Source organism: Novosphingobium sp. (assembly GCF_030699305.1).
GTDB lineage: Bacteria > Pseudomonadota > Alphaproteobacteria > Sphingomonadales > Sphingomonadaceae > Novosphingobium.
Window position 1 is genome coordinate 107763 of the sequence record NZ_JAUYNB010000010.1, and the last position, 17133, is coordinate 124895.

A 17133-nucleotide genomic window follows, 5' to 3' on the forward strand; every position below is an offset into this window, starting at 1 on the left:
GCACGGCATGTCGCCGCACCGCCTTTTCCTTATCCTGCCATTGCTTGCGCTGCCAGTCCTGATCGGATGCAGCGGATCCGGCAGCGATGTCGCTCCGCCGCCACTTGACCAGCAGGCACTGGCCGCCGTCGTCAAGCAGCCCGGTGCCCCGCGTGAGGCGCTGGCACGGGCCGTGGACAACCTGTTTGTGGCTGAAGAAATGGCCGAAACCCGCGCCGTGCTGGTACTGCACAACGGGCGGATTGTGGCGGAACGCTATGGCCCCGGCTATCACGAGAACACCCGCTTCGTCAGCTGGTCGATGGCCAAGACGATCACCGCCGTGATGATCGGCCAGCTGGTCGCCGACGGACGGCTGCGGCTGGATGAAAGCGTGCCGATCCCCGCATGGCAGCGCGCGGGCGATCCGCGCGGGGAAATCACGCTGCGCCAGTTGCTGCAGATGCGGTCGGGCCTGAAGCATTCCGAAGCGATTCAGCCCGTCTATCAATCCGATGAAGTGCGGATGCTGTTCCTCGACGGCCGCGACAACATGGCCGCTTATGCCGAGGCGCAGCCGCTCGAAGCGGAACCCGGCCGCAAGTGGGAATATTCCAGCGCAACTACCGTAATCCTGGCGGATCTGGCCGCGCGGGCGCTGATTGCCAACCCGGACCCGGCCGCCAACACGCCGGATGAACGCCGCCGGGTGGTGCGCGATTACCTGCATACCCGGTTGTTCGATCCAATCGGCATGCGCAGCATGATCCCGGAATACGACGCGTCCGGCACGCTGATCGGCGGCAGCCTGATCCACGGCACAGCGCGCGATTGGGCCAAGTTCGGCGAATTCCTGCGCACCAAGGGTGCGGTCAAGGGCGCACAACTGGTCCCGTCCGGCTGGATCGAATTCATGGTCCGGCCCAGCCCGCGCAATCCGGGATATGGCGCGCAAACCTGGCTCAACCGTCCGCAAGTGGACGACGGATCGGTGCAATGGCCGGGCGCACCGGCCAGCACCTTTTCGATGAACGGGCACCTCGGCCAGTATGTGGTCGTCTCGCCCACCCAGGGGGTCACCGTGGTCCGGCTGGGCAAGACCCCCGATGGCCAGCATGAACCGGTCCGCGCCGGCATCGCGCGGATCATCCAGCTGTTCGAATAGCGTCGGGACTTAGGGCCGACTCGCCAGCAGGTCTTCGGACGACAGGTCGGTCGGATCGACATGGCCTTCGGGATCGGGATGAATCAGGATTTCCACACCCGGAAATTCCGCCAGCAGCTTCGCCTCGATCTCGTCCATCACATCGTGTGCATCGCGGACGCTCATCGCCGGGTCGACCGCAACGTGAAACTGCACGAAGTCGCGGTCGCCCGAAGTGCGGGTGCGCAGATCGTGCAGGCCGCGCAGTTCCGGGTGACGCGCCACGACTTCGAGGAAGCGGGCCTTCTTTTCGTCCGGCCATTCCTTGTCCATCAGCTGATCGACGGCGGCCTGCGAGGCACCCCACGCCCCCCAGCCCAGCCACAGCGCGATGGCCATGCCAAAAAACGGATCGGCCCCGGCAATCCCGGCATACTGATCGATCGCCAGCGCGGCGATCACCGCCAGGTTGAGGAACAGGTCCGACTGGTAATGGACATGATCGGTCGAGATCGCGAGGCTGCCGGTCTGGCGGATCACCCGGCGCTGCCAGGCCAGCAGGGACAGCGTGGCGGCAATCGCGATCACCGACACCGCGATCCCGCCTTCGGCTTCCTGCGGCCGCGCCCCGGCGACCCACTGGCCAATCGCGCGCGCCGCCAGACTGAGCGCCGAGATCGAGATCAGCACCACCTGGAACATCGCGGCGAGCGCTTCGGCCTTGCCGTGGCCGAACCGGTGGTTTGCATCATCCGGCTGCGCAGCCACCCAGACCCCGGCCAGCGTCGCCACACTGGCCACCAGATCGAGCACGGTATCGGCCAGACTGCCCAGCATTGCGGTGGAACCGGTGGTCCACGCCGCCCACACTTTCAGCCCGACCAGCAGCACCGCGACCGTGATGCTGGCCAGTGCTGCGCTGCGGTTCAGCGCTGCCGACGAGTTCATGGATAAAGCAACGTGCTGGTCCACCCGCCATCGGGCAGGCGGGTGAAGCGGCGGCGTTCATGCAGGCGGAACGGACGGTCCATCCAGAATTCGATGGCCTGCGGATCAAGGCAGAACCCGGTCCAGTGCGGCGGGCGCGGGACGCTGCGGCCCAGATAGCGCGCGCCTTCCTTCGCGATCCGGCCAAGGAACGTCAGGCGCGAATCCATCGCTTCCGACTGGAGCGAGGCATGCGCGCCGACTTGCGAATCGCGCGCGCGGCTGGCGAAGTATGCGTCGGCCACGGCGTCCGCAACCGGGGTGATCGTCCCTTCGATCCGGACCTGGCGGCGCAGCGATTTCCAGTGGAACAGCAGTGCGGCGCGCGGATTGGCCAGCAGTTCACCGCCTTTGCGGCTGTGGCTGTTGGTATAGAATACAAACCCGTCCGGGCTGTAATCCTTCAGCAGCACCATCCGCAAGCTGGGCACGGCATCGGGCCTGGCCGTGGCCAGCGCCACCGCATCGGGATCGTTGGGTTCATGCTTTTCCGCCTCGGCAAACCACTGCGCGAACAGCGTGAAGGGCGCTTCGGCGGGGATTTCGGTGCGGGCGCTATCATCGGTCATGGTGCGATGCGGCATAGCCCGGTGCGGGCGGGTAAGAAAGCGCGACCGTCTCGCAACAAGCGGGGAAAGCTTGCCGCCGGGGCACAAGCTACCTAGCTAGTGCAGTATTATGGCAGATCCCTATACCACTCTTGGCGTGGCCCGCGGCGCGACTGAAAAGGACATCAAGTCCGCCTATCGGACAATGGCAAAGGAATGCCACCCGGACCGAAACGCCGACAACCCCAAGGCGGCTGAGCGGTTTTCCGAGATTACCCGCGCCTATGACCTGCTGTCCGACAAGGACAAGCGCGCCCGGTTTGACCGGGGCGAGATCGATATCGACGGCAACCCGGTGATGGGCTTTGGCGGCGGCGGGTTTGGCGGCGGTCCGGGCGGCGGCGGCCATCGCGGCTTCCGGGCGGATGGCTTTGAAGGCTTTGGCGGCAGCAACGAAGGAATCGACCTAGGCGATATTTTCGACGGCCTGTTTGGCGGGCGCGGCGGAATGGGCGGCGGCGGAGGAGGTCCACGCGGGCGGGCCGCCCCAAAGGGCGCCAACGTGCAATACAAGCTGGGCGTCTCGCTCCCCGATGCCGCAACCCGGGCGACTCAGCGGATCACGCTGTCGGATGGCAAGACGATTGACCTGAAATTGCCCGCCGGGGTGGAAGATGGCACCCAGATGCGGCTGGCGGGCAAGGGCGAGCCCGGCCCCGGCGGCAACGGCGATGCGATCGTGGTGATCCATGTCCAGCCTCACGCCTATTTCCGGCGCGATGGCGACAACTTGCGGATCGACTTGCCGATTACCCTCGACGAAGCCGTGCGTGGCGCAAAAGTGAAAGTACCGACCGCCGATAGCGCGGTGATGCTGACCATCGCCCCCGGCACCAGTTCGGGCAAGACCCTGCGGCTGAAGGACAAGGGCATGACCCGCAAGGATGGCTCGCGCGGGGACCAGCTGATCAGCATCGAGGTGCAACTGCCCGATCCCGGCAGCGAAGATGCCGCCGAACTCGCCCGCCGGCTGGAAGGCTGGCTGGACACGCGCAACCCGCGCAGCCGCATGGGCGTGTAGGGCGCGTGGAGGAGCGTCCGCTCGACGACGCGCACCTGCCGCTGCTCGCCGCACCAGACCTCTCGCCCGAAGCGCGCCGCGAACGCGCGCTGCGCTGGCGGGCCGGGCTGGACGTCCGGGTTGGCCGGTCGCAAGCGTTCTGGGACCGGTTCTGGGTCAGCCGCGTGTTTCGCGTGGCCAGCCGGGCCTGGTCGGGGGCATGGAACGACGGGTTCATCCATGCCGGGAACCTGGCCTACATGGCCATTCTCTCGCTGTTTCCATTCTTCATCACCGTCGCCGCGATCTTTGCGCTGGTGGGTGAGGAAGCACAGCGCGCCGCTTCGGTGAAGACCTTCCTGCTGGCGGTCCCTCCGGTGGTGCGCAGCGCGCTGGAACCGGTCGCGATGGACGTGGTCGGCGCGCGCAGCGGCTGGCTGCTGTGGGTTGGCGGACTGATCGGACTGTGGACGGTCAGCAGCCTGATCGAGACGATCCGCGATATCCTGCGCCGCGCCTATGGCACGCCGGTAACCTCGGCGTTCTGGCGCTATCGGCTGATTTCCAGCGGGGTGATCGTGATCGCCGTGATCGCGCTGCTGTTTTCGCTGTTCGCACAAGTCGCGATTGGCGCGGCGCAGCAGGTCATCGCGGCGTGGTTCCCGCTGGCGGGCAATTGGGCCGCGCTCCTGGCGACCAGCCGGATGGTCCCGGCGCTGGTGCTCTATGTCTCGCTCTACCTGCTGTTCTACACGCTGACGCCCACGGCCTACCGCGCGCGGCGCTACCCGAAATGGCCCGGCGCACTGCTGGTAACCGGCTGGTGGGTGGGGGTGATGGTGGCGCTGCCGTATGTGCTGGCCCACTTCTTCACTTATGACCTGACCTACGGCAGCCTGGCCGGGGTGATGATCGCGCTGTTCTTTTTCTGGCTTGTCGGGCTGGGCATGGTAGTAGGCGCGGAATTGAACGCGGCGCTGGCCGTCACGCCGGAAGAGCGCGACATGATGGGCGATGCCGTAACGGAAACGGACCGCAGGGAAGGGATGGTGGGACCAGAATGACAGGATTGATGCAGGGCAAACGCGGCCTGATCATGGGCCTTGCGAACGACAAGTCGCTGGCCTGGGGGATTGCGCAGAAGCTGGCCGAACAGGGGGCCGAACTGGCCTTTTCCTATCAGGGCGAAGCGCTGGAAAAGCGGGTGCGCCCGCTGGCCGCCAGCCTGGGCAGCGATTTCCTGATCGATTGCGACGTATCGAGCATGGACGCGCTGGATACCGCGTTCGCGGCACTGGCGGGGCGCTGGCCGACGATCGACTTCGTGGTCCACGCGATCGGCTTTTCCGACAAGAACGAGTTGCGCGGCAAGTATTGCGATACCAGCCTCGAAAACTTCCTGATGACCATGAACATTTCGGCCTACAGCCTGGTTGCCGTTACCAAGCGCGCCGCGGCGATGATGCCTGAAGGCGGCAGCATCCTGACGCTGAGCTATTACGGCGCGGAAAAGGTCATCCCGCATTATAACGTGATGGGTGTGGCCAAGGCCGCGCTGGAAACCAGCGTAAAATATCTGGCCAACGATCTGGGTCCGCAGGGCATCCGGGTCAACGCGGTCTCCGCCGGGCCGATCCGCACGCTGGCCGCCAGCGGGATCGGCGATTTCCGCTATATCCTGAAATGGAACGAACTGAATTCGCCGCTGCGCCGCAACGTGACGATCGAGGACGTCGGCGGATCGGCGCTCTACCTGCTGTCCGACCTGGCATCGGGCGTGACCGGCGAGACGCACCATGTCGATGCGGGTTATCATGTCGTCGGGATGAAGCAGGAAGATGCGCCGGATATTGCGCTGACCTGATTCGGTCCACGGGAAACGGGGCGATGCTGGCGGCGGTTCAGGCCGCTGCCAGCACCCGGTCCAGCACGGTCCGCAGCGCGGCGGCATTGGCTGCTGCCGCCGCCGCCGCATCGCCCGCTTCGGTATAGCAGCGCAGTTCGGGCGCGTTGCCCGATCCGCGCAAGTGCACCACCACGCCGTCCGCCATCGTCATGCGGATGCCGTCGGTCAGGTCGACCCCGGCCAGCCCGCCGTGCGGACCCGCGAAATAGCCCGCCAGCCGCGCATCGCGCGCCGCCGCATCGCCATCCTGCAAGTGCGTGAACAGCCGCTGCGAATCCTCTGGCGGGAAGGCCTGGACCCGGTCGCTGTAGGTCACCCGCGCGGGCAAGGCCGCTTCCAGCGCAGTCAGACCGCCCGCTTGCCGCGATGCAACCAGCGCTGCCAGGATCGGCAGCACCGCATCGCGGGTGGGCAGCGCGCTCAGCACTTTGCCGTCCTGCGCAATGTCGCTGCCCAGCAGGAACCCGCCGTTCGCCTCATACCCGCAGACCCGCGTTCCACCGGCAGCCAGCGCGGCATTCATCGCCGCGATCACATATGGCGATCCGATCCGGGTGCGGGCGACGTGGGCAAACTGCCCGGTCAGTTCCAGCGCGGTGTTGCTGCTGACCGGCGTCACCACGTGATCTGCCCCCAGCACCTGGGCACACAGGATGCCCAGCCGGTCCCCGCGCAACCATTCGCCCGCCTCATTCGCCAGCAATGGCCGGTCCGAATCCCCATCGGTCGAGATAATTGCATCGGTGCCATATTCCGCTGCCCAGCCGCGCGCGGCAGCAATATCCTCTGGCCGGACCGCTTCGGTATCGACCGGGATGAACGTATCCGAGCGGCCCAGTACCAGCGCCTTGCCCCCCAGCCCTTCAACAATCTGCACCAGCACATCGCGGCCCACGGCGGAATGCTGGTAGACCCCGATGTTCAGGCCAGACAGCGCATGCGCGCCAAAGAAATCGACATAACGCGCCAGATAGGCCGCCGTGACGTCGGTCACCGGAGGCAGCGGCGCGGGATCGCGCAGCTGATCATCCCCCCCGAACAGCGCCGGATCGAGCACCACGGCCTGCCCGGTGATCCCGGCTTCATCATCCTTCAGCACTTCGCCCGCACAGCGATAGAACTTGATGCCGTTGCGGTCGTCCGGGATGTGGCTGCCGGTGACCATCAGCGAAGGGATCCCTTGCGCAAAGGCATAGGCCGCGAGCGCCGGGGTCGGGACATAGCCGCAGAACACCGGCTCTCCGCCCAGACTGCGCACGGCTGCGGCGCAGGCGGCCAGGATGCGCGGGGTGCTGAAGCGCAAGTCCCCGGCCAGCGCCACCCGCGTGCCCGCGCCGAATTCGCCCTGATCCCGCAAATGCTGGAGGAACCCGGCGGTATAGGCAAAGCAGATCCGGTCCGTCATCGCAACAACCTCACCGCGCGCGCCGCTGGTGCCGAACGCCACCCCGGACTGGGCCATGAGATCACGGACGATTGACGTCTGCGCCATATTCATATTGTTCTTATTCCGATCTGTATCAGCCAAAAACCGTTACCCGCGATCCGGCTGCAAGATTGCCGGACAATTACAGTCAATGCGCCCGATTTATGGTTTTTCAACCCGGTTGAACCGATTCATTGCGCCGTGATGATGCGCGCGCGTCCCCCCGGATCGGCAATCTGGCCAGGCAGAAGAGGGCTGCTCAAGTTTCTCGCAACTGCAAAAAACTGGGCTTACGCAGTCCGGCAAGTGTTGTAAGACGGCGCGGCAGAGTTTGATTTCGGCTATTCGACCGATTTGTTCATTCCAGTTCAAGGAAAGCAGCCCGATGCAGCAGAAGAAGGCCCTGATTACGGGCGTTACCGGTCAGGATGGTTCGTACCTTGCTGAGTTTCTGCTGGAGAAGGGCTATGAAGTGCACGGGATCAAGCGCCGTGCATCGCTGTTCAACACGCAGCGGGTCGATCACATCTATGCCGATCCGCATGTCGAATCAGCCCGGTTCAAACTGCACTATGGCGACCTGACCGACACGTCGAACCTGACCCGGCTGATTTCCGAAATCCAGCCTGACGAGATCTACAACCTCGGGGCGCAAAGCCACGTTGCGGTCAGCTTTGAGGCGCCGGAATACACCGCCGATGTCGATGCCATCGGCACGCTGCGCCTGCTGGAGGCGATCCGGTTTCTGGGGCTGGAAAAGAAGACCCGGTTCTATCAGGCCTCGACCTCGGAACTTTATGGCCTGGTGCAGGAGATCCCGCAGCGCGAAACGACGCCGTTTCATCCGCGCTCGCCCTATGCCGTCGCCAAGATGTACGCTTACTGGATCACGGTGAATTACCGCGAAGCTTACGGGATCTATGCCTGCAACGGCATCCTGTTCAATCACGAAAGCCCGCGCCGCGGGGAAACCTTCGTCACCCGCAAGGTCACGCGCGGTCTGGCCAATATCGCGCAGGGGCTGGATACCTGCCTGTATATGGGCAACATCGATTCGCTGCGCGACTGGGGCCATGCCAAGGACTATGTCCGGATGCAGTGGATGATGTTGCAACAGGAAGAACCCGAAGACTTCGTGATCGCCACCGGCGTCCAGTATTCGGTGCGTGAATTCATCGCCTGGTCGGCCGCCGAACTGGGCATCACGCTGGAGTTCAAGGGCACCGGCGTGGACGAGATCGCGGTGGTCGCCGCAATAACCGGAGACAACGCACCCGCGGTCAAGGTGGGTGACCTGCTGATGCGGATCGATCCGCGCTATTTCCGCCCGGCCGAAGTGGAAACCCTGCTGGGTGACCCGACCAAGGCCAAGGAAAAGCTGGGCTGGGTGCCTGAAATCACCGTGCAGGAAATGTGCGCCGAAATGGTTGCCGAAGACCTCAAGACCGCCAAGCGCCATGCCCTGCTCAAAACGCACGGGTATGACCTGCCGGTTTCGTCCGAAGGCTGATCGGGGGTATCGCGATGCGCGTCTATGTAGCCGGACACCGCGGCATGGTCGGCGGCGCAATCGCGCGCCAGTTGACCGCACGCGGCGATGAAGTGATCGCCCGCACCCATGCCGAACTGGACCTGCTGGACCAGCATGCCGTGCGCGAATTCATGGCCAGCGAACGCCCCGATGCGGTGGTGATGGCCGCCGCGAAAGTGGGCGGGATCCACGCCAACAACACCTATCCCGCGCAGTTCATCTATGAAAACCTGATGATGGAATGCAACGTGGTGCACCAGGCCTGGCTGGCGGGTGTGTCGCGGCTGCTGTTTCTGGGTTCGTCCTGTATCTATCCGCGCGCGGTGCCCCAGCCAATGCGCGAGGATGCGCTGCTGACCGGCGTGCTGGAGCCCACGAACGAGCCTTATGCCGTCGCCAAGATCGCCGGAATCAAGCTGTGCGAAAGCTATAACCGCCAGTACGGCACCGATTACCGCAGCGTCATGCCGACCAACCTTTACGGTCCGGGCGACAATTTCCATCCGGAAAACTCGCACGTGCTGCCCGCGCTGATCCGCCGCTTCCACGAAGCCGTGCGCGACGGCCGCGATGAAGTGGTGATCTGGGGCACCGGCACGCCCCGGCGCGAATTCCTGCATGTGGAGGACATGGCCGAAGCATCGCTGTTCGTGCTGGGCCTCGATCAGGCGGCGTATGCGGCCAATACCCAGCCGATGCTGAGCCACATCAACGTCGGCTTCGGCGATGACGTCTCGATCGGCGAACTGGCCCACCTGATCGCTCAGGTTACCGGCTTCACTGGGACCATCGGGTTCGATTCCAGCAAGCCTGACGGCACGATGCGCAAGCTGATGGACGTCAGCCGGCTGGCCGCGATGGGCTGGCAGGCACGGATCGGGCTGGAACAGGGGGTGCGCGAAACTTACGCGTGGTTCCTGGCCAACCACGCCGACCTGCGCGAGGCTTGAACCAAACCGGCTAATTGACCGGACAGCGCGGCGAAATCAATTTTCCGGCGGGACGTCTGCGCCGGATTCGGCCGCTTCCTGCGCCTTGCGGCGCTTCAGCACTTCTTCTTCCAGCACTTCGACGCGGGCCTGGGTGTCAGACGCGTCCTGGTCGATGGTCGACAGCCGCTTTTCGCGTTCGGCCGCGATCAGTTCGCTGAACCGCACGCCGGGCGCGGTCTTCTTTTCGGCATAGGCCGCGTCGATCAGCTTGCCCGAACAGCCGGTCCAGCCGCCCGCGCCAACCGGCGAACAGCTCATCGTGCCGCTGCGGCCGACCGTTTCATAGGCCAGAACTTTCTGGGTCCACGCCTCGTTCGCGGGTGAAGCGGACTGGCGCAGGATTTCGGGAATCCGGAACCGCTCCGCCTCTTCCTTGCGGGCGCAGACGGTGATCGTGTCGTCCGGTGACACCGGGCACGGATCCTCGCCATAGATAATCAGCTGGTTGACCTTGGGCTCAGGCGCGCCTTGTGCGGCGGCAGGGGCCGAAAGGGCCAGCCCGGCGCTGAGAGCGGCGGCGGCAAGGATCATCGAACGCATCGGCATACTCCTGAAATTCCCGGCACCATTGGCACCCATCGCGCTGAATGGCAGCTTAAGCCGCCCAGCGCCTTGCGACCAATCAAACTGGCGATCAAATCCGCCCATCAAACCCGTTCAGCCAGCTTGATCGCCACCCGGCACCCCAACCGGATCACGCCGGACAGCAGCGGATAGGCCACCGCCTGCTCCGCACCGTGCGCCAGCGCGGTATCGCGGTGATCCCGTTCATCCGCGCGGAACTGTTCGATCAGGTCGGACAGCTCCGGGTCGGATGTGCCCAGTTCATCGAGCTGGGCGGTATAGTGGCGGTCGATCTCTTCTTCGACCGCAGCGGTGCAGGCCATCGCCGCTTTCGGCCCGACCAGTGCGGTCGCCGCGCCCAGCGCAAACCCGGCGACATGCCAGAACGGCTGCAACACGGTCGGCCGCACGCCGCGTTCGGCCAGCAAGGCATCGAACTTCGCCCGGTGCTCTGCCTCTTGCGCGGCCATGTGGATGATCTCGCCCGACAGCGGGCTGCGATCGCCCATGACTGCCAGTTGCCCGGCATAGATCCGCGTCGCGCCGTATTCCCCGGCCTGATCGACGCGCAGCATCCGGGCGGTTTGGGGTGACGTCATGCCTGGTCTCCGGAACGGCGCAGCAGCGCGAATATCGTCAGCGCCGCAGCAGTGGAAATGAGGAAGTTATAACCCGCCAGACTGATCCCGAACAGCGACCACGGCGCGACGTCACACCGCACGATCGGCGCGTTCATGATCGCATCCAGCGCGCTGCCTGAGCCAACCGCGAGATCGGTGCTGCACGCGGTCAGCCCTTCCCACCAGCCATATTCGACCCCAGCATGGAACGCGCCGATCAGTCCGCTGGTCAGCAGCGCCAGCGCGGCCAGCCCGACCAGCACGCGCGAGGGCCGGACAAACGCCAGTCCGGCCAGTATCAGCGCAGCAAAATGCGGATAGCGCTGCCACCAGCACATTTCGCAAGGGTAAAGCCCGAACCCATACTGGCTGATATAGGCCCCGCCCAGCAGCGCAGCAGGCACGGCCAGCGCCAGCAGGCGGGCGCGGTCAGTGGCGACGGTCATCGTCATTTCCCCTTTGCCGCCAGCGCCGGGGTGCCGTCAGTGCGGCGCAGCGTTTCCAGCGCATAGTGCAGCTGGAAGTCGGTGATGCCCCTGGTCTTCAGTTCCTCAGCCGTCAGCTTGAAGCGCGGATCGTCCTGCTTGTCGGCTTCCAGCTGCTTGTCGTCGATCCCGACTTCGTTAACGAGGTGGCGGCGCAAATCGCTTTCGCGCAGCACCATCTGCGAGCGGCGGCGCGCATCGGGGTCGGACAGCTGCGGGACGCGGATGTCGGGTTCGATCCCGCCTTCCTGCACCGACCGGCCCGAAGGGGTAAAATACCGCGCCGTGGTCAGCTTTACCGCCTGGGTCCGCTGGTTGTTGAGGTAGAACACCGATTGGACGCTACCCTTGCCGAACGACCGCTCCCCCATCACCAGCCCGCGCCGGTGATCCTGGAGCGCCCCGGCAACGATTTCCGAGGCAGAGGCAGAGCCTTCGTCGATCAGCACCACAATCGGCAACCCGCGCGCCGAATCGCCCTTGAACGTGGCTGCAACGGCGGATGGCAGATCGGGATAGTTGCTCATGTCGTCGGCGCGGAAATACATGTCCTCGCCCTTGTTGCGGCCGCGCTGCGAGACGATATCGCCGGTCGACAGGAACAGGTCGGACAAGGCCACCGCCTCTTCCAACGAGCCGCCGGGGTTGGACCTGAGGTCCAGCACCAGCCCGTTGAGCTTGCCCCCGCTCTGCTTGCGCAAGTCAGCAATCCCGGTGCGGACATAGTTGCCGACGTCGCGCGAAAATTCGTTGATGCTGATGACGCCAATGGTTCCTTCGAGCTTCCACGTCACCGGTTCCAGCAGGATTTCCTTGCGCGTCACGGTCACGTCGAACGGCCCGTCACGGCCGGTGCGGAACAAGGTCAGGCGGATCTGCGTGCCCGCTTCGCCGCGCATCTGGGCCACGGCCTCATCCAGCGGAATGCCATAGATCAGCTTGCCATCCAGATGCGTGATATAGTCGCCCGGCTTGACCCCGGCTTCCGCCGCCGGACTGCCGCGCAGCGGGGCGACGACTTTGACCGTTTCCTGTTCCTGCACCACGCTGAGGCCCAGCCCGGCATACTTGCCGTCGATCAGCGTGTTGACCCGCTGGACCGCACTGCCATCCAGATAGCCGGAATGCGGATCGAGTGCGGCCAGCATCCCGTCCAGCGCGCCGTCGATCAGCTTGGTATCGTCCACCTGTTCGACATACTGGGCCTTGACCAGCTGATAGACGGTGAACAACCGCCCGAACTGCGGCGCGGAGCGGCCATCAACCGCCGCCAGTCCCGCAGTGGTGGCGGGCACCAGGGCCACGGCGCTCACCAGCAGCGCGGCGCGGGTCAGGGAAGCAAGTTTCATGGGCCTGGATTGCCTTTCACGTGAATAGCCGGTGAATCTATCGCCCATGACGCGTTAACGCCAGATGGCCAGAAGACCGATGATGCAGATTGTGCGAGTTGGCACTAGCCGCGCACGAAATCGAGCGGGTTGACCGGTTCACCCTGACGGCGCAGCTCCAGCGTCAGCACCGGACGACCCGGTCCGGTCACGCCCAGGGGCGATCCGCTGACCAGTTGTTGTCCGACGCGCGCGTCGAGCGCGGCCAGCCCGGTAACCAGCGACGTCCAGCCGCCGGGATGTTCGATGATCACGATGTTGCCATAGCCCTGGAACGGCCCTGAAAACGCCACCCGCCCTGCTGCCGGGGTCACGACTTGCGCCCCGCCGCGCGCCGCGATCGAAATCCCGCGCGAACGCGGCTGGCCCGGCTTGCTTTCACCAAAGCCGGTCACCAGCCGTCCGGCCAGCGGCAGAATGTAAGCGGATGGCGGTGCAATCTGCGCTTCCGTCAGTGCTCCCGCAGCACCGCGCACCTCTGCGCTCTGCGGTTGCGCGGGCCGCAGCACCGGCCCCGGCAAAGCGGCCAGTTCGCCGCGCAGCGCACCCGCTTTATCGAGTTCGTGGGCCAGCACTGACAGGTCGCGGGCCTGTTCGGCCAGCGCCAGCGCCCGTTCCGCTTCACGGTCAGCGCTGCCACTGGCCTGCCGCGACGCCAGCCGCTGTTGCGATTCAAGCGCGGCGAGCGACTGGCGGCGCTGCGCCAGTTCGCCTTCCCCGGCGCGCAGCGCCGCAGCCGCGGTCTGGGCCTGACGCTGCAAGGCCCGCCCGCGTTCGATCTCTGCCCGCAGCCCGGCAGTGCGGCGCTGCACTTCGGGGAGCATGGTTTCCAGCACCGCGCGCAGATAGACCGCCTCGCGCAGCGAGCCGGGGCGCACCAGCGAAAACGCGGCCGGACGGCGCGACAGTCGCTGGAGCGCGGCGGTCAGCTGCACGACGGGGCGCTGCCGCTCCGCCAGTCGCGCACGCAGCTGCACCCGCTGGCGGTCGATCAGGCGAATGCGCGCTTCATGTTCGGCAATTTTGGCTTCGGTCTGCTGGATTCGTGCTGCCACGGCGGCGGCTTCCTGCGCAGTCCGGTCAGCGGCCGCAACGATCCCCGCAGCCTGCGCCTCCAGGGCTTCGGCCCGCCGGCCGGCCTGCGCGCCTTGCGTCTGCGCTTCGGCCAGCAGCTTGCGCGAATCCTCAGCCGTATCGACCGGCAGCTGCACTTGCGCAGTCGCCGCACCGACCATCAGGGCAGTGAGCAACGGCAGCAGGCGCAACGGGCGGGGCACGATCATAGCAGCGCGCTTATCCCGAACGATGATAGGGATGGCCAGCCAGAATGCTGGTCGCGCGCCACAATTGTTCCGCCACCATCGCGCGCGCCATCATGTGCGGCCAGGTCATCGCACCGAACCCGATCAGCAGGTCGGCCCTGGCCCGTCCGGCCTCTCCGTGTCCATCCGCCGCGCCGATCAGGAACCGCGTTTCGCGCACGCCCTCGTCCCGCCACTTGCCCAGCAGCGCCGCGAACTCCTCGGACGAAAGCTGTTTGCCGCGCTCATCCAGCAGAACATCGCGGGACGGGGTAAGCGGATCGGGCAGGGTGCCACCGGTGTCGGGCAGCTCGGTCAGCTTGAACGGCCAGGCGATCCGCTTGACATAGCGGTCCACCAGTTCAGCCTCTGGCGATCGGCCGATCTTCCCGCGCGCGATAACATGCAGGCGCATTCTATCCGCCGTGATCGCCACAAGCTGCGCTTGTGGCTGGCGCGGCACCGGCCCGCTCCCCCGCCCGGCCACCCACGGAAGTATATCCTTGATGGGTGGCCGGGCGGGGGAGCGGGCCGGTGCCGCGCGAGGTCATGCCATCGGCATGACCGGACCACGCAGCTGAAGTCACGCGTTGCCGCTGTCGCCGAATGCCCACATCCGTTCCAGGTTGTAGAACGTGCGAACTTCTGGCCGGAACAGGTGGACGACGACGTCACCGGCATCGACCAGCACCCAGTCGGCAGCCGGCAGGCCTTCGATCCGGACGTGGCCAAAGCCGCCGTGCTTGATCCGTTCGGCCAGCTTTTGCGCCATGGCAGCAACCTGACGGGTCGACCGGCCCGATGCGATCACCATGTGATCGGCGATCGAGCTTTTGCCTCCGAGCGGGATGGAAACCAGCTCTTGCGCCTGATCGTCGTCAAGCGACTTGAGCACGAGTTCGTGGAGCGAGCCCGGCTCCGATGGCGGGAGCGGGGTGGGCGTTCCGGCAGTGGCCGGAGTGGGTTGGGCAGGCGTCATGTAAACCGGAACGGCTCCTGTGAACGGGCGGCGCGAAAGGGGGCGGGCATCATTGCCCGGCCTTCGTGATGCTGTCTGGATGAACGGGATGGTGCGTCAGGGGATCACGCTGTGGGCGGCCGGTGTAGCGGCTGGCCCAGTCAGGATCGGCGCGGCGAATGGCCGTGGCCGAGCGCGGATCGGGATCAAAACGCAAAGGTATCAGCGCAGGGGCGCTCCATCCTTTCCGGGTTCTCAGGCTGGCGGCGGTCCGCCGGAAACGGCCGAGCCAGGCCATCGCGGGGCTCGCGAGGACAGTGCCATCATAGCCCGGCCGGGCAATAACCGCAATCGGCATGGTGCGGGCGATCCCGCGCCAGTTTCGCCACTGGCTGAACTGGGCAAGGTTATCGGCCCCCATCAGCCAGATGAACCGGTATTTCGGGTAGCGCCGGGTCAGCGCGCGCAGGGTGTCGGCGGTATAGCGGGTGCCCAGTTCACGCTCGATCGCAGTGGCGCGAATCGGGGCGCGGCGCGAATGCGCGCGGGCGGAGGCCAGCCGCGCCGCCAGCGGGGCCATTCCTGCCTTTGATTTCAAGGGGTTGGCGGGCGAAACCAGCCACCACACTTCGTCCAGCCCCAGCGCTTCGCGGGCGAACAGCGTGATCCGGCGATGCCCGCCGTGCGCGGGGTTGAAGCTGCCGCCGAGGAGGCCGATCCGCTTCAGGACAGCGCCTCAGGGCCGGACCTGGCCAGTGCCGCGCACCTGCCATTTATAGGTCGTCAGGCCCTCCAGCGCGACCGGTCCGCGGGCGTGCAAACGCCCGGTGGCTATGCCGATTTCCGCGCCCAGACCGAACTCTCCGCCGTCGGCGAACTGGGTCGAGGCGTTGACCATGACGATCGCGGAATCGACCTCTGCCAGGAACTGTTCGGCGACCGATTCGTCCTCGGTCACGATGGCATCGGTGTGGTGCGAGGAGTGCCGTTCGATGTGGTCCAGCGCGGCACCAAGCCCGTCCACAACCGCCACCGAGAGGATCGCATCAAGATATTCGGTATCCCAATCCTCGGCCGAGGCGGCACTGATCCGGGGGTCGAGCGCCATCGCCCGCGCATCGCCGCGCAATCCGCAGCCGCCGCCCAGCAAATCGCTGACCACCCCTCCCGCATCGGGGAAGGTCGAATCGATCAGCAGCGTTTCCATCGCCCCGCAGATGCCGGTGCGGCGCAGCTTGGCGTTGTGGGCGATGGCGCGGGCCTTGGCCGGATCGGCGGCGGCGTGGATGAAGGTGTGGCAGATGCCATCGAGGTGGGCGAGCACGGGGACGCGGGCATCAGCTTGCACCCTTGCCACCAGGCTTTTCCCGCCGCGCGGGATAATCATGTCGATCAGGCCGGCGGCGGTCAGCATCGCGCCGACAGCCGCGCGGTCTTGCGTGGGGATCAGCTGCACGGCGGCGGCGGGCACTCCGGCGCTGGCCAGACCCTGCACCAGCGCGGCGTGGATCGCGCGGTTGGAATGGACCGCCTCGCTCCCCCCGCGCAGCAGCACCGCGTTGCCGGACCGGACGCACAGCGCGGCGGCATCGGCGGTGACGTTGGGGCGGCTTTCATAGATGATCCCGATCAGCCCGACCGGCACCCGCACCCGGCGCAGTTCCAGCCCGTTGGGCCGCACCGCTGCATCGATCACCTGCCCGACCGGATCGGGCAAGTCGGCCACCGTATCGACCGCGTCGGCGATCCCCGCCAGCCGGGCAGAATCCAGCCGCAACCGGTCCAGCAGCGCGCCGGTCAGCCCGCGCGCTTCGCCTGCGGCCATGTCCTGCGCATTGGCGGCCAGAATATCCGGTTCCGCAGCGCGCAAGGCGGCGGCGGCGGCGTGGAGCGCTGCGGCCTTGGCCGGGGCATCCAGCCGCGCCAGCACGCGCTGGGCGGCGCGGCCCGCTTGCGCAAGTCGGGCAACAAGCGCTTCGGGCGCGTCGGCAGCGGGGGCAATTTCACGGGTCATCAGGTCCGCGCGCCTAGCACTTCCCCCTGCCCCTGTCACCGCCTCCGCCGATTCGCCGCAATCCTTTGCAACGCGATTACGGGCCAATTCGTAAGCAACCCGAACGATTCGTCGCGCGAGGCCTTCGGTTCGGCGACTCCAACGGTAAACGGATTCGCCAGTCCTGCTTGCACCTGCTAGCGGGCGCCCAGCTGAAAACAGTTTTCCGGGGTCGTCTTGCAAAAATTGAG

Annotated in this window: 18 protein-coding genes; 6 read left to right on the top strand and 12 right to left on the bottom strand. The window is 66.0% G+C overall.

The genetic code is table 11. The features are described 5' to 3' along the window. The first annotated feature begins 7 nt into the window (after positions 1–7). A complete protein-coding gene (locus tag Q8Q53_RS03245; protein ID WP_305700316.1) occupies positions 8–1144 on the top strand; it encodes a serine hydrolase in 1137 nt (378 codons plus the stop codon). A gap of 9 nt (positions 1145–1153) precedes the next feature. Here the strand turns inward: Q8Q53_RS03245 and Q8Q53_RS03250 are convergent, their stop codons facing one another. Both Q8Q53_RS03250 and pdxH read right to left on the bottom strand, forming a co-directional pair. Beyond that, a complete protein-coding gene (locus tag Q8Q53_RS03250; RefSeq protein ID WP_305700317.1) occupies positions 1154–2071 on the bottom strand; it encodes a cation diffusion facilitator family transporter in 918 nt (305 codons plus the stop codon). Further along, positions 2068–2679, bottom strand: coding sequence for a pyridoxamine 5'-phosphate oxidase (pdxH, locus tag Q8Q53_RS03255; RefSeq protein ID WP_305700318.1), 612 nt, complete (start codon positions 2677–2679; stop codon positions 2068–2070). Before pdxH ends, Q8Q53_RS03250 begins: the two co-directional genes overlap by 4 nt. A 109-nt stretch (positions 2680–2788) precedes the next feature. Between pdxH and Q8Q53_RS03260 the strand changes: the two genes are divergently transcribed. The 3 genes from Q8Q53_RS03260 to fabI are packed head-to-tail and all read left to right on the top strand — an operon-like array spanning position 2789 to position 5582. Next, entirely contained in the window at positions 2789–3739 is a 951-nt protein-coding gene (locus Q8Q53_RS03260) for a J domain-containing protein (RefSeq protein WP_305700319.1), read from the top strand. Between the two features lie 5 nt (positions 3740–3744). Then, positions 3745–4782 carry a YihY/virulence factor BrkB family protein gene (locus Q8Q53_RS03265; protein WP_305700320.1) on the top strand — a complete coding sequence of 346 codons (1038 nt, stop codon included), beginning with the start codon at positions 3745–3747 and terminating at the stop codon, positions 4780–4782. Continuing rightward, positions 4779–5582, top strand: coding sequence for an enoyl-ACP reductase FabI (gene fabI, locus Q8Q53_RS03270; RefSeq protein WP_305700321.1), 804 nt, complete (start codon positions 4779–4781; stop codon positions 5580–5582). The genes Q8Q53_RS03265 and fabI overlap by 4 nt, the downstream gene beginning before the upstream one ends. A 37-nt stretch (positions 5583–5619) precedes the next feature. On the opposite strand, the gene Q8Q53_RS03275 is transcribed toward fabI, so the two are convergent. After that, positions 5620–7116, bottom strand: coding sequence for a phosphomannomutase (locus Q8Q53_RS03275; RefSeq protein ID WP_305700322.1), 1497 nt, complete (start codon positions 7114–7116; stop codon positions 5620–5622). A 319-nt stretch (positions 7117–7435) separates the two neighbouring features. Here Q8Q53_RS03275 and gmd point away from each other — a divergent pair, with 319 nt between their 5' ends. Next, positions 7436–8560, top strand: coding sequence for a GDP-mannose 4,6-dehydratase (gmd, locus tag Q8Q53_RS03280; protein WP_305700323.1), 1125 nt, complete (start codon positions 7436–7438; stop codon positions 8558–8560). 14 nt (positions 8561–8574) lie between these two features. Then, positions 8575–9531, top strand: a complete 957-nt coding sequence (locus Q8Q53_RS03285) for a GDP-L-fucose synthase (RefSeq protein WP_305700324.1) — start codon at positions 8575–8577, stop codon at positions 9529–9531. A 36-nt stretch (positions 9532–9567) separates the two neighbouring features. Here the strand turns inward: Q8Q53_RS03285 and Q8Q53_RS03290 are convergent, their stop codons facing one another. From Q8Q53_RS03290 to Q8Q53_RS03330, 9 genes are all read right to left on the bottom strand, one after another. Beyond that, entirely contained in the window at positions 9568–10113 is a 546-nt protein-coding gene (locus Q8Q53_RS03290) for a hypothetical protein (RefSeq protein WP_305700325.1), read from the bottom strand. A gap of 107 nt (positions 10114–10220) precedes the next feature. After that, positions 10221–10736 (bottom strand): demethoxyubiquinone hydroxylase family protein, encoded by a 516-nt coding sequence (locus tag Q8Q53_RS03295; protein WP_305700326.1) that lies wholly within the window; start codon positions 10734–10736, stop codon positions 10221–10223. Further along, positions 10733–11209, bottom strand: a complete 477-nt coding sequence (locus Q8Q53_RS03300) for a disulfide bond formation protein B (protein ID WP_305700327.1) — start codon at positions 11207–11209, stop codon at positions 10733–10735. The genes Q8Q53_RS03295 and Q8Q53_RS03300 overlap by 4 nt, the downstream gene beginning before the upstream one ends. After that, entirely contained in the window at positions 11206–12591 is a 1386-nt protein-coding gene (locus Q8Q53_RS03305) for a S41 family peptidase (protein WP_305700328.1), read from the bottom strand. The genes Q8Q53_RS03300 and Q8Q53_RS03305 overlap by 4 nt, the downstream gene beginning before the upstream one ends. 104 nt (positions 12592–12695) lie before the next feature. Next, positions 12696–13913, bottom strand: coding sequence for a murein hydrolase activator EnvC (locus Q8Q53_RS03310; protein WP_305700329.1), 1218 nt, complete (start codon positions 13911–13913; stop codon positions 12696–12698). Positions 13914–13923: 10 nt separating this feature from the next. Beyond that, complete coding sequence (locus Q8Q53_RS03315; protein ID WP_305700330.1) at positions 13924–14346, bottom strand: 23S rRNA (pseudouridine(1915)-N(3))-methyltransferase RlmH; 423 nt, start codon at positions 14344–14346, stop codon at positions 13924–13926. Between the two features lie 168 nt (positions 14347–14514). Then, on the bottom strand, positions 14515–14910 hold the full coding sequence (rsfS, locus tag Q8Q53_RS03320) for a ribosome silencing factor (protein WP_305700331.1): 396 nt from the start codon (positions 14908–14910) through the stop codon (positions 14515–14517). Between the two features lie 49 nt (positions 14911–14959). Continuing rightward, the gene (locus Q8Q53_RS03325) at positions 14960–15616 is read right to left on the bottom strand and encodes a nicotinate-nucleotide adenylyltransferase (protein WP_305700750.1); all 657 of its coding nucleotides are present in this window, start codon (positions 15614–15616) and stop codon (positions 14960–14962) included. Positions 15617–15625: 9 nt separating this feature from the next. Further along, positions 15626–16903 (bottom strand): glutamate-5-semialdehyde dehydrogenase, encoded by a 1278-nt coding sequence (locus tag Q8Q53_RS03330; RefSeq protein WP_305700332.1) that lies wholly within the window; start codon positions 16901–16903, stop codon positions 15626–15628. Positions 16904–17133 lie beyond the last annotated feature (230 nt).

Excerpts from the sequence above, each read along its gene's own strand:
- Q8Q53_RS03245 (WP_305700316.1), top strand. The coding sequence starts at position 8 with ATGTCGCCGCACCGCCTTTTCCTTATCCTGCCATTGCTTGCGCTGCCA.
- Q8Q53_RS03250 (WP_305700317.1), bottom strand. The coding sequence starts at position 2,071 with ATGAACTCGTCGGCAGCGCTGAACCGCAGCGCAGCACTGGCCAGCATC.
- pdxH (WP_305700318.1), bottom strand. The coding sequence starts at position 2,679 with ATGACCGATGATAGCGCCCGCACCGAAATCCCCGCCGAAGCGCCCTTC.
- Q8Q53_RS03260 (WP_305700319.1), top strand. The coding sequence starts at position 2,789 with ATGGCAGATCCCTATACCACTCTTGGCGTGGCCCGCGGCGCGACTGAA.
- fabI (WP_305700321.1), top strand. The coding sequence starts at position 4,779 with ATGACAGGATTGATGCAGGGCAAACGCGGCCTGATCATGGGCCTTGCG.
- Q8Q53_RS03275 (WP_305700322.1), bottom strand. The coding sequence starts at position 7,116 with ATGGCGCAGACGTCAATCGTCCGTGATCTCATGGCCCAGTCCGGGGTG.
- gmd (WP_305700323.1), top strand. The coding sequence starts at position 7,436 with ATGCAGCAGAAGAAGGCCCTGATTACGGGCGTTACCGGTCAGGATGGT.
- Q8Q53_RS03285 (WP_305700324.1), top strand. The coding sequence starts at position 8,575 with ATGCGCGTCTATGTAGCCGGACACCGCGGCATGGTCGGCGGCGCAATC.
- Q8Q53_RS03290 (WP_305700325.1), bottom strand. The coding sequence starts at position 10,113 with ATGCGTTCGATGATCCTTGCCGCCGCCGCTCTCAGCGCCGGGCTGGCC.
- Q8Q53_RS03295 (WP_305700326.1), bottom strand. The coding sequence starts at position 10,736 with ATGACGTCACCCCAAACCGCCCGGATGCTGCGCGTCGATCAGGCCGGG.
- Q8Q53_RS03300 (WP_305700327.1), bottom strand. The coding sequence starts at position 11,209 with ATGACGATGACCGTCGCCACTGACCGCGCCCGCCTGCTGGCGCTGGCC.
- Q8Q53_RS03305 (WP_305700328.1), bottom strand. The coding sequence starts at position 12,591 with ATGAAACTTGCTTCCCTGACCCGCGCCGCGCTGCTGGTGAGCGCCGTG.
- Q8Q53_RS03310 (WP_305700329.1), bottom strand. The coding sequence starts at position 13,913 with ATGATCGTGCCCCGCCCGTTGCGCCTGCTGCCGTTGCTCACTGCCCTG.
- Q8Q53_RS03315 (WP_305700330.1), bottom strand. The coding sequence starts at position 14,346 with ATGCGCCTGCATGTTATCGCGCGCGGGAAGATCGGCCGATCGCCAGAG.
- rsfS (WP_305700331.1), bottom strand. The coding sequence starts at position 14,910 with ATGACGCCTGCCCAACCCACTCCGGCCACTGCCGGAACGCCCACCCCG.
- Q8Q53_RS03330 (WP_305700332.1), bottom strand. The coding sequence starts at position 16,903 with ATGACCCGTGAAATTGCCCCCGCTGCCGACGCGCCCGAAGCGCTTGTT.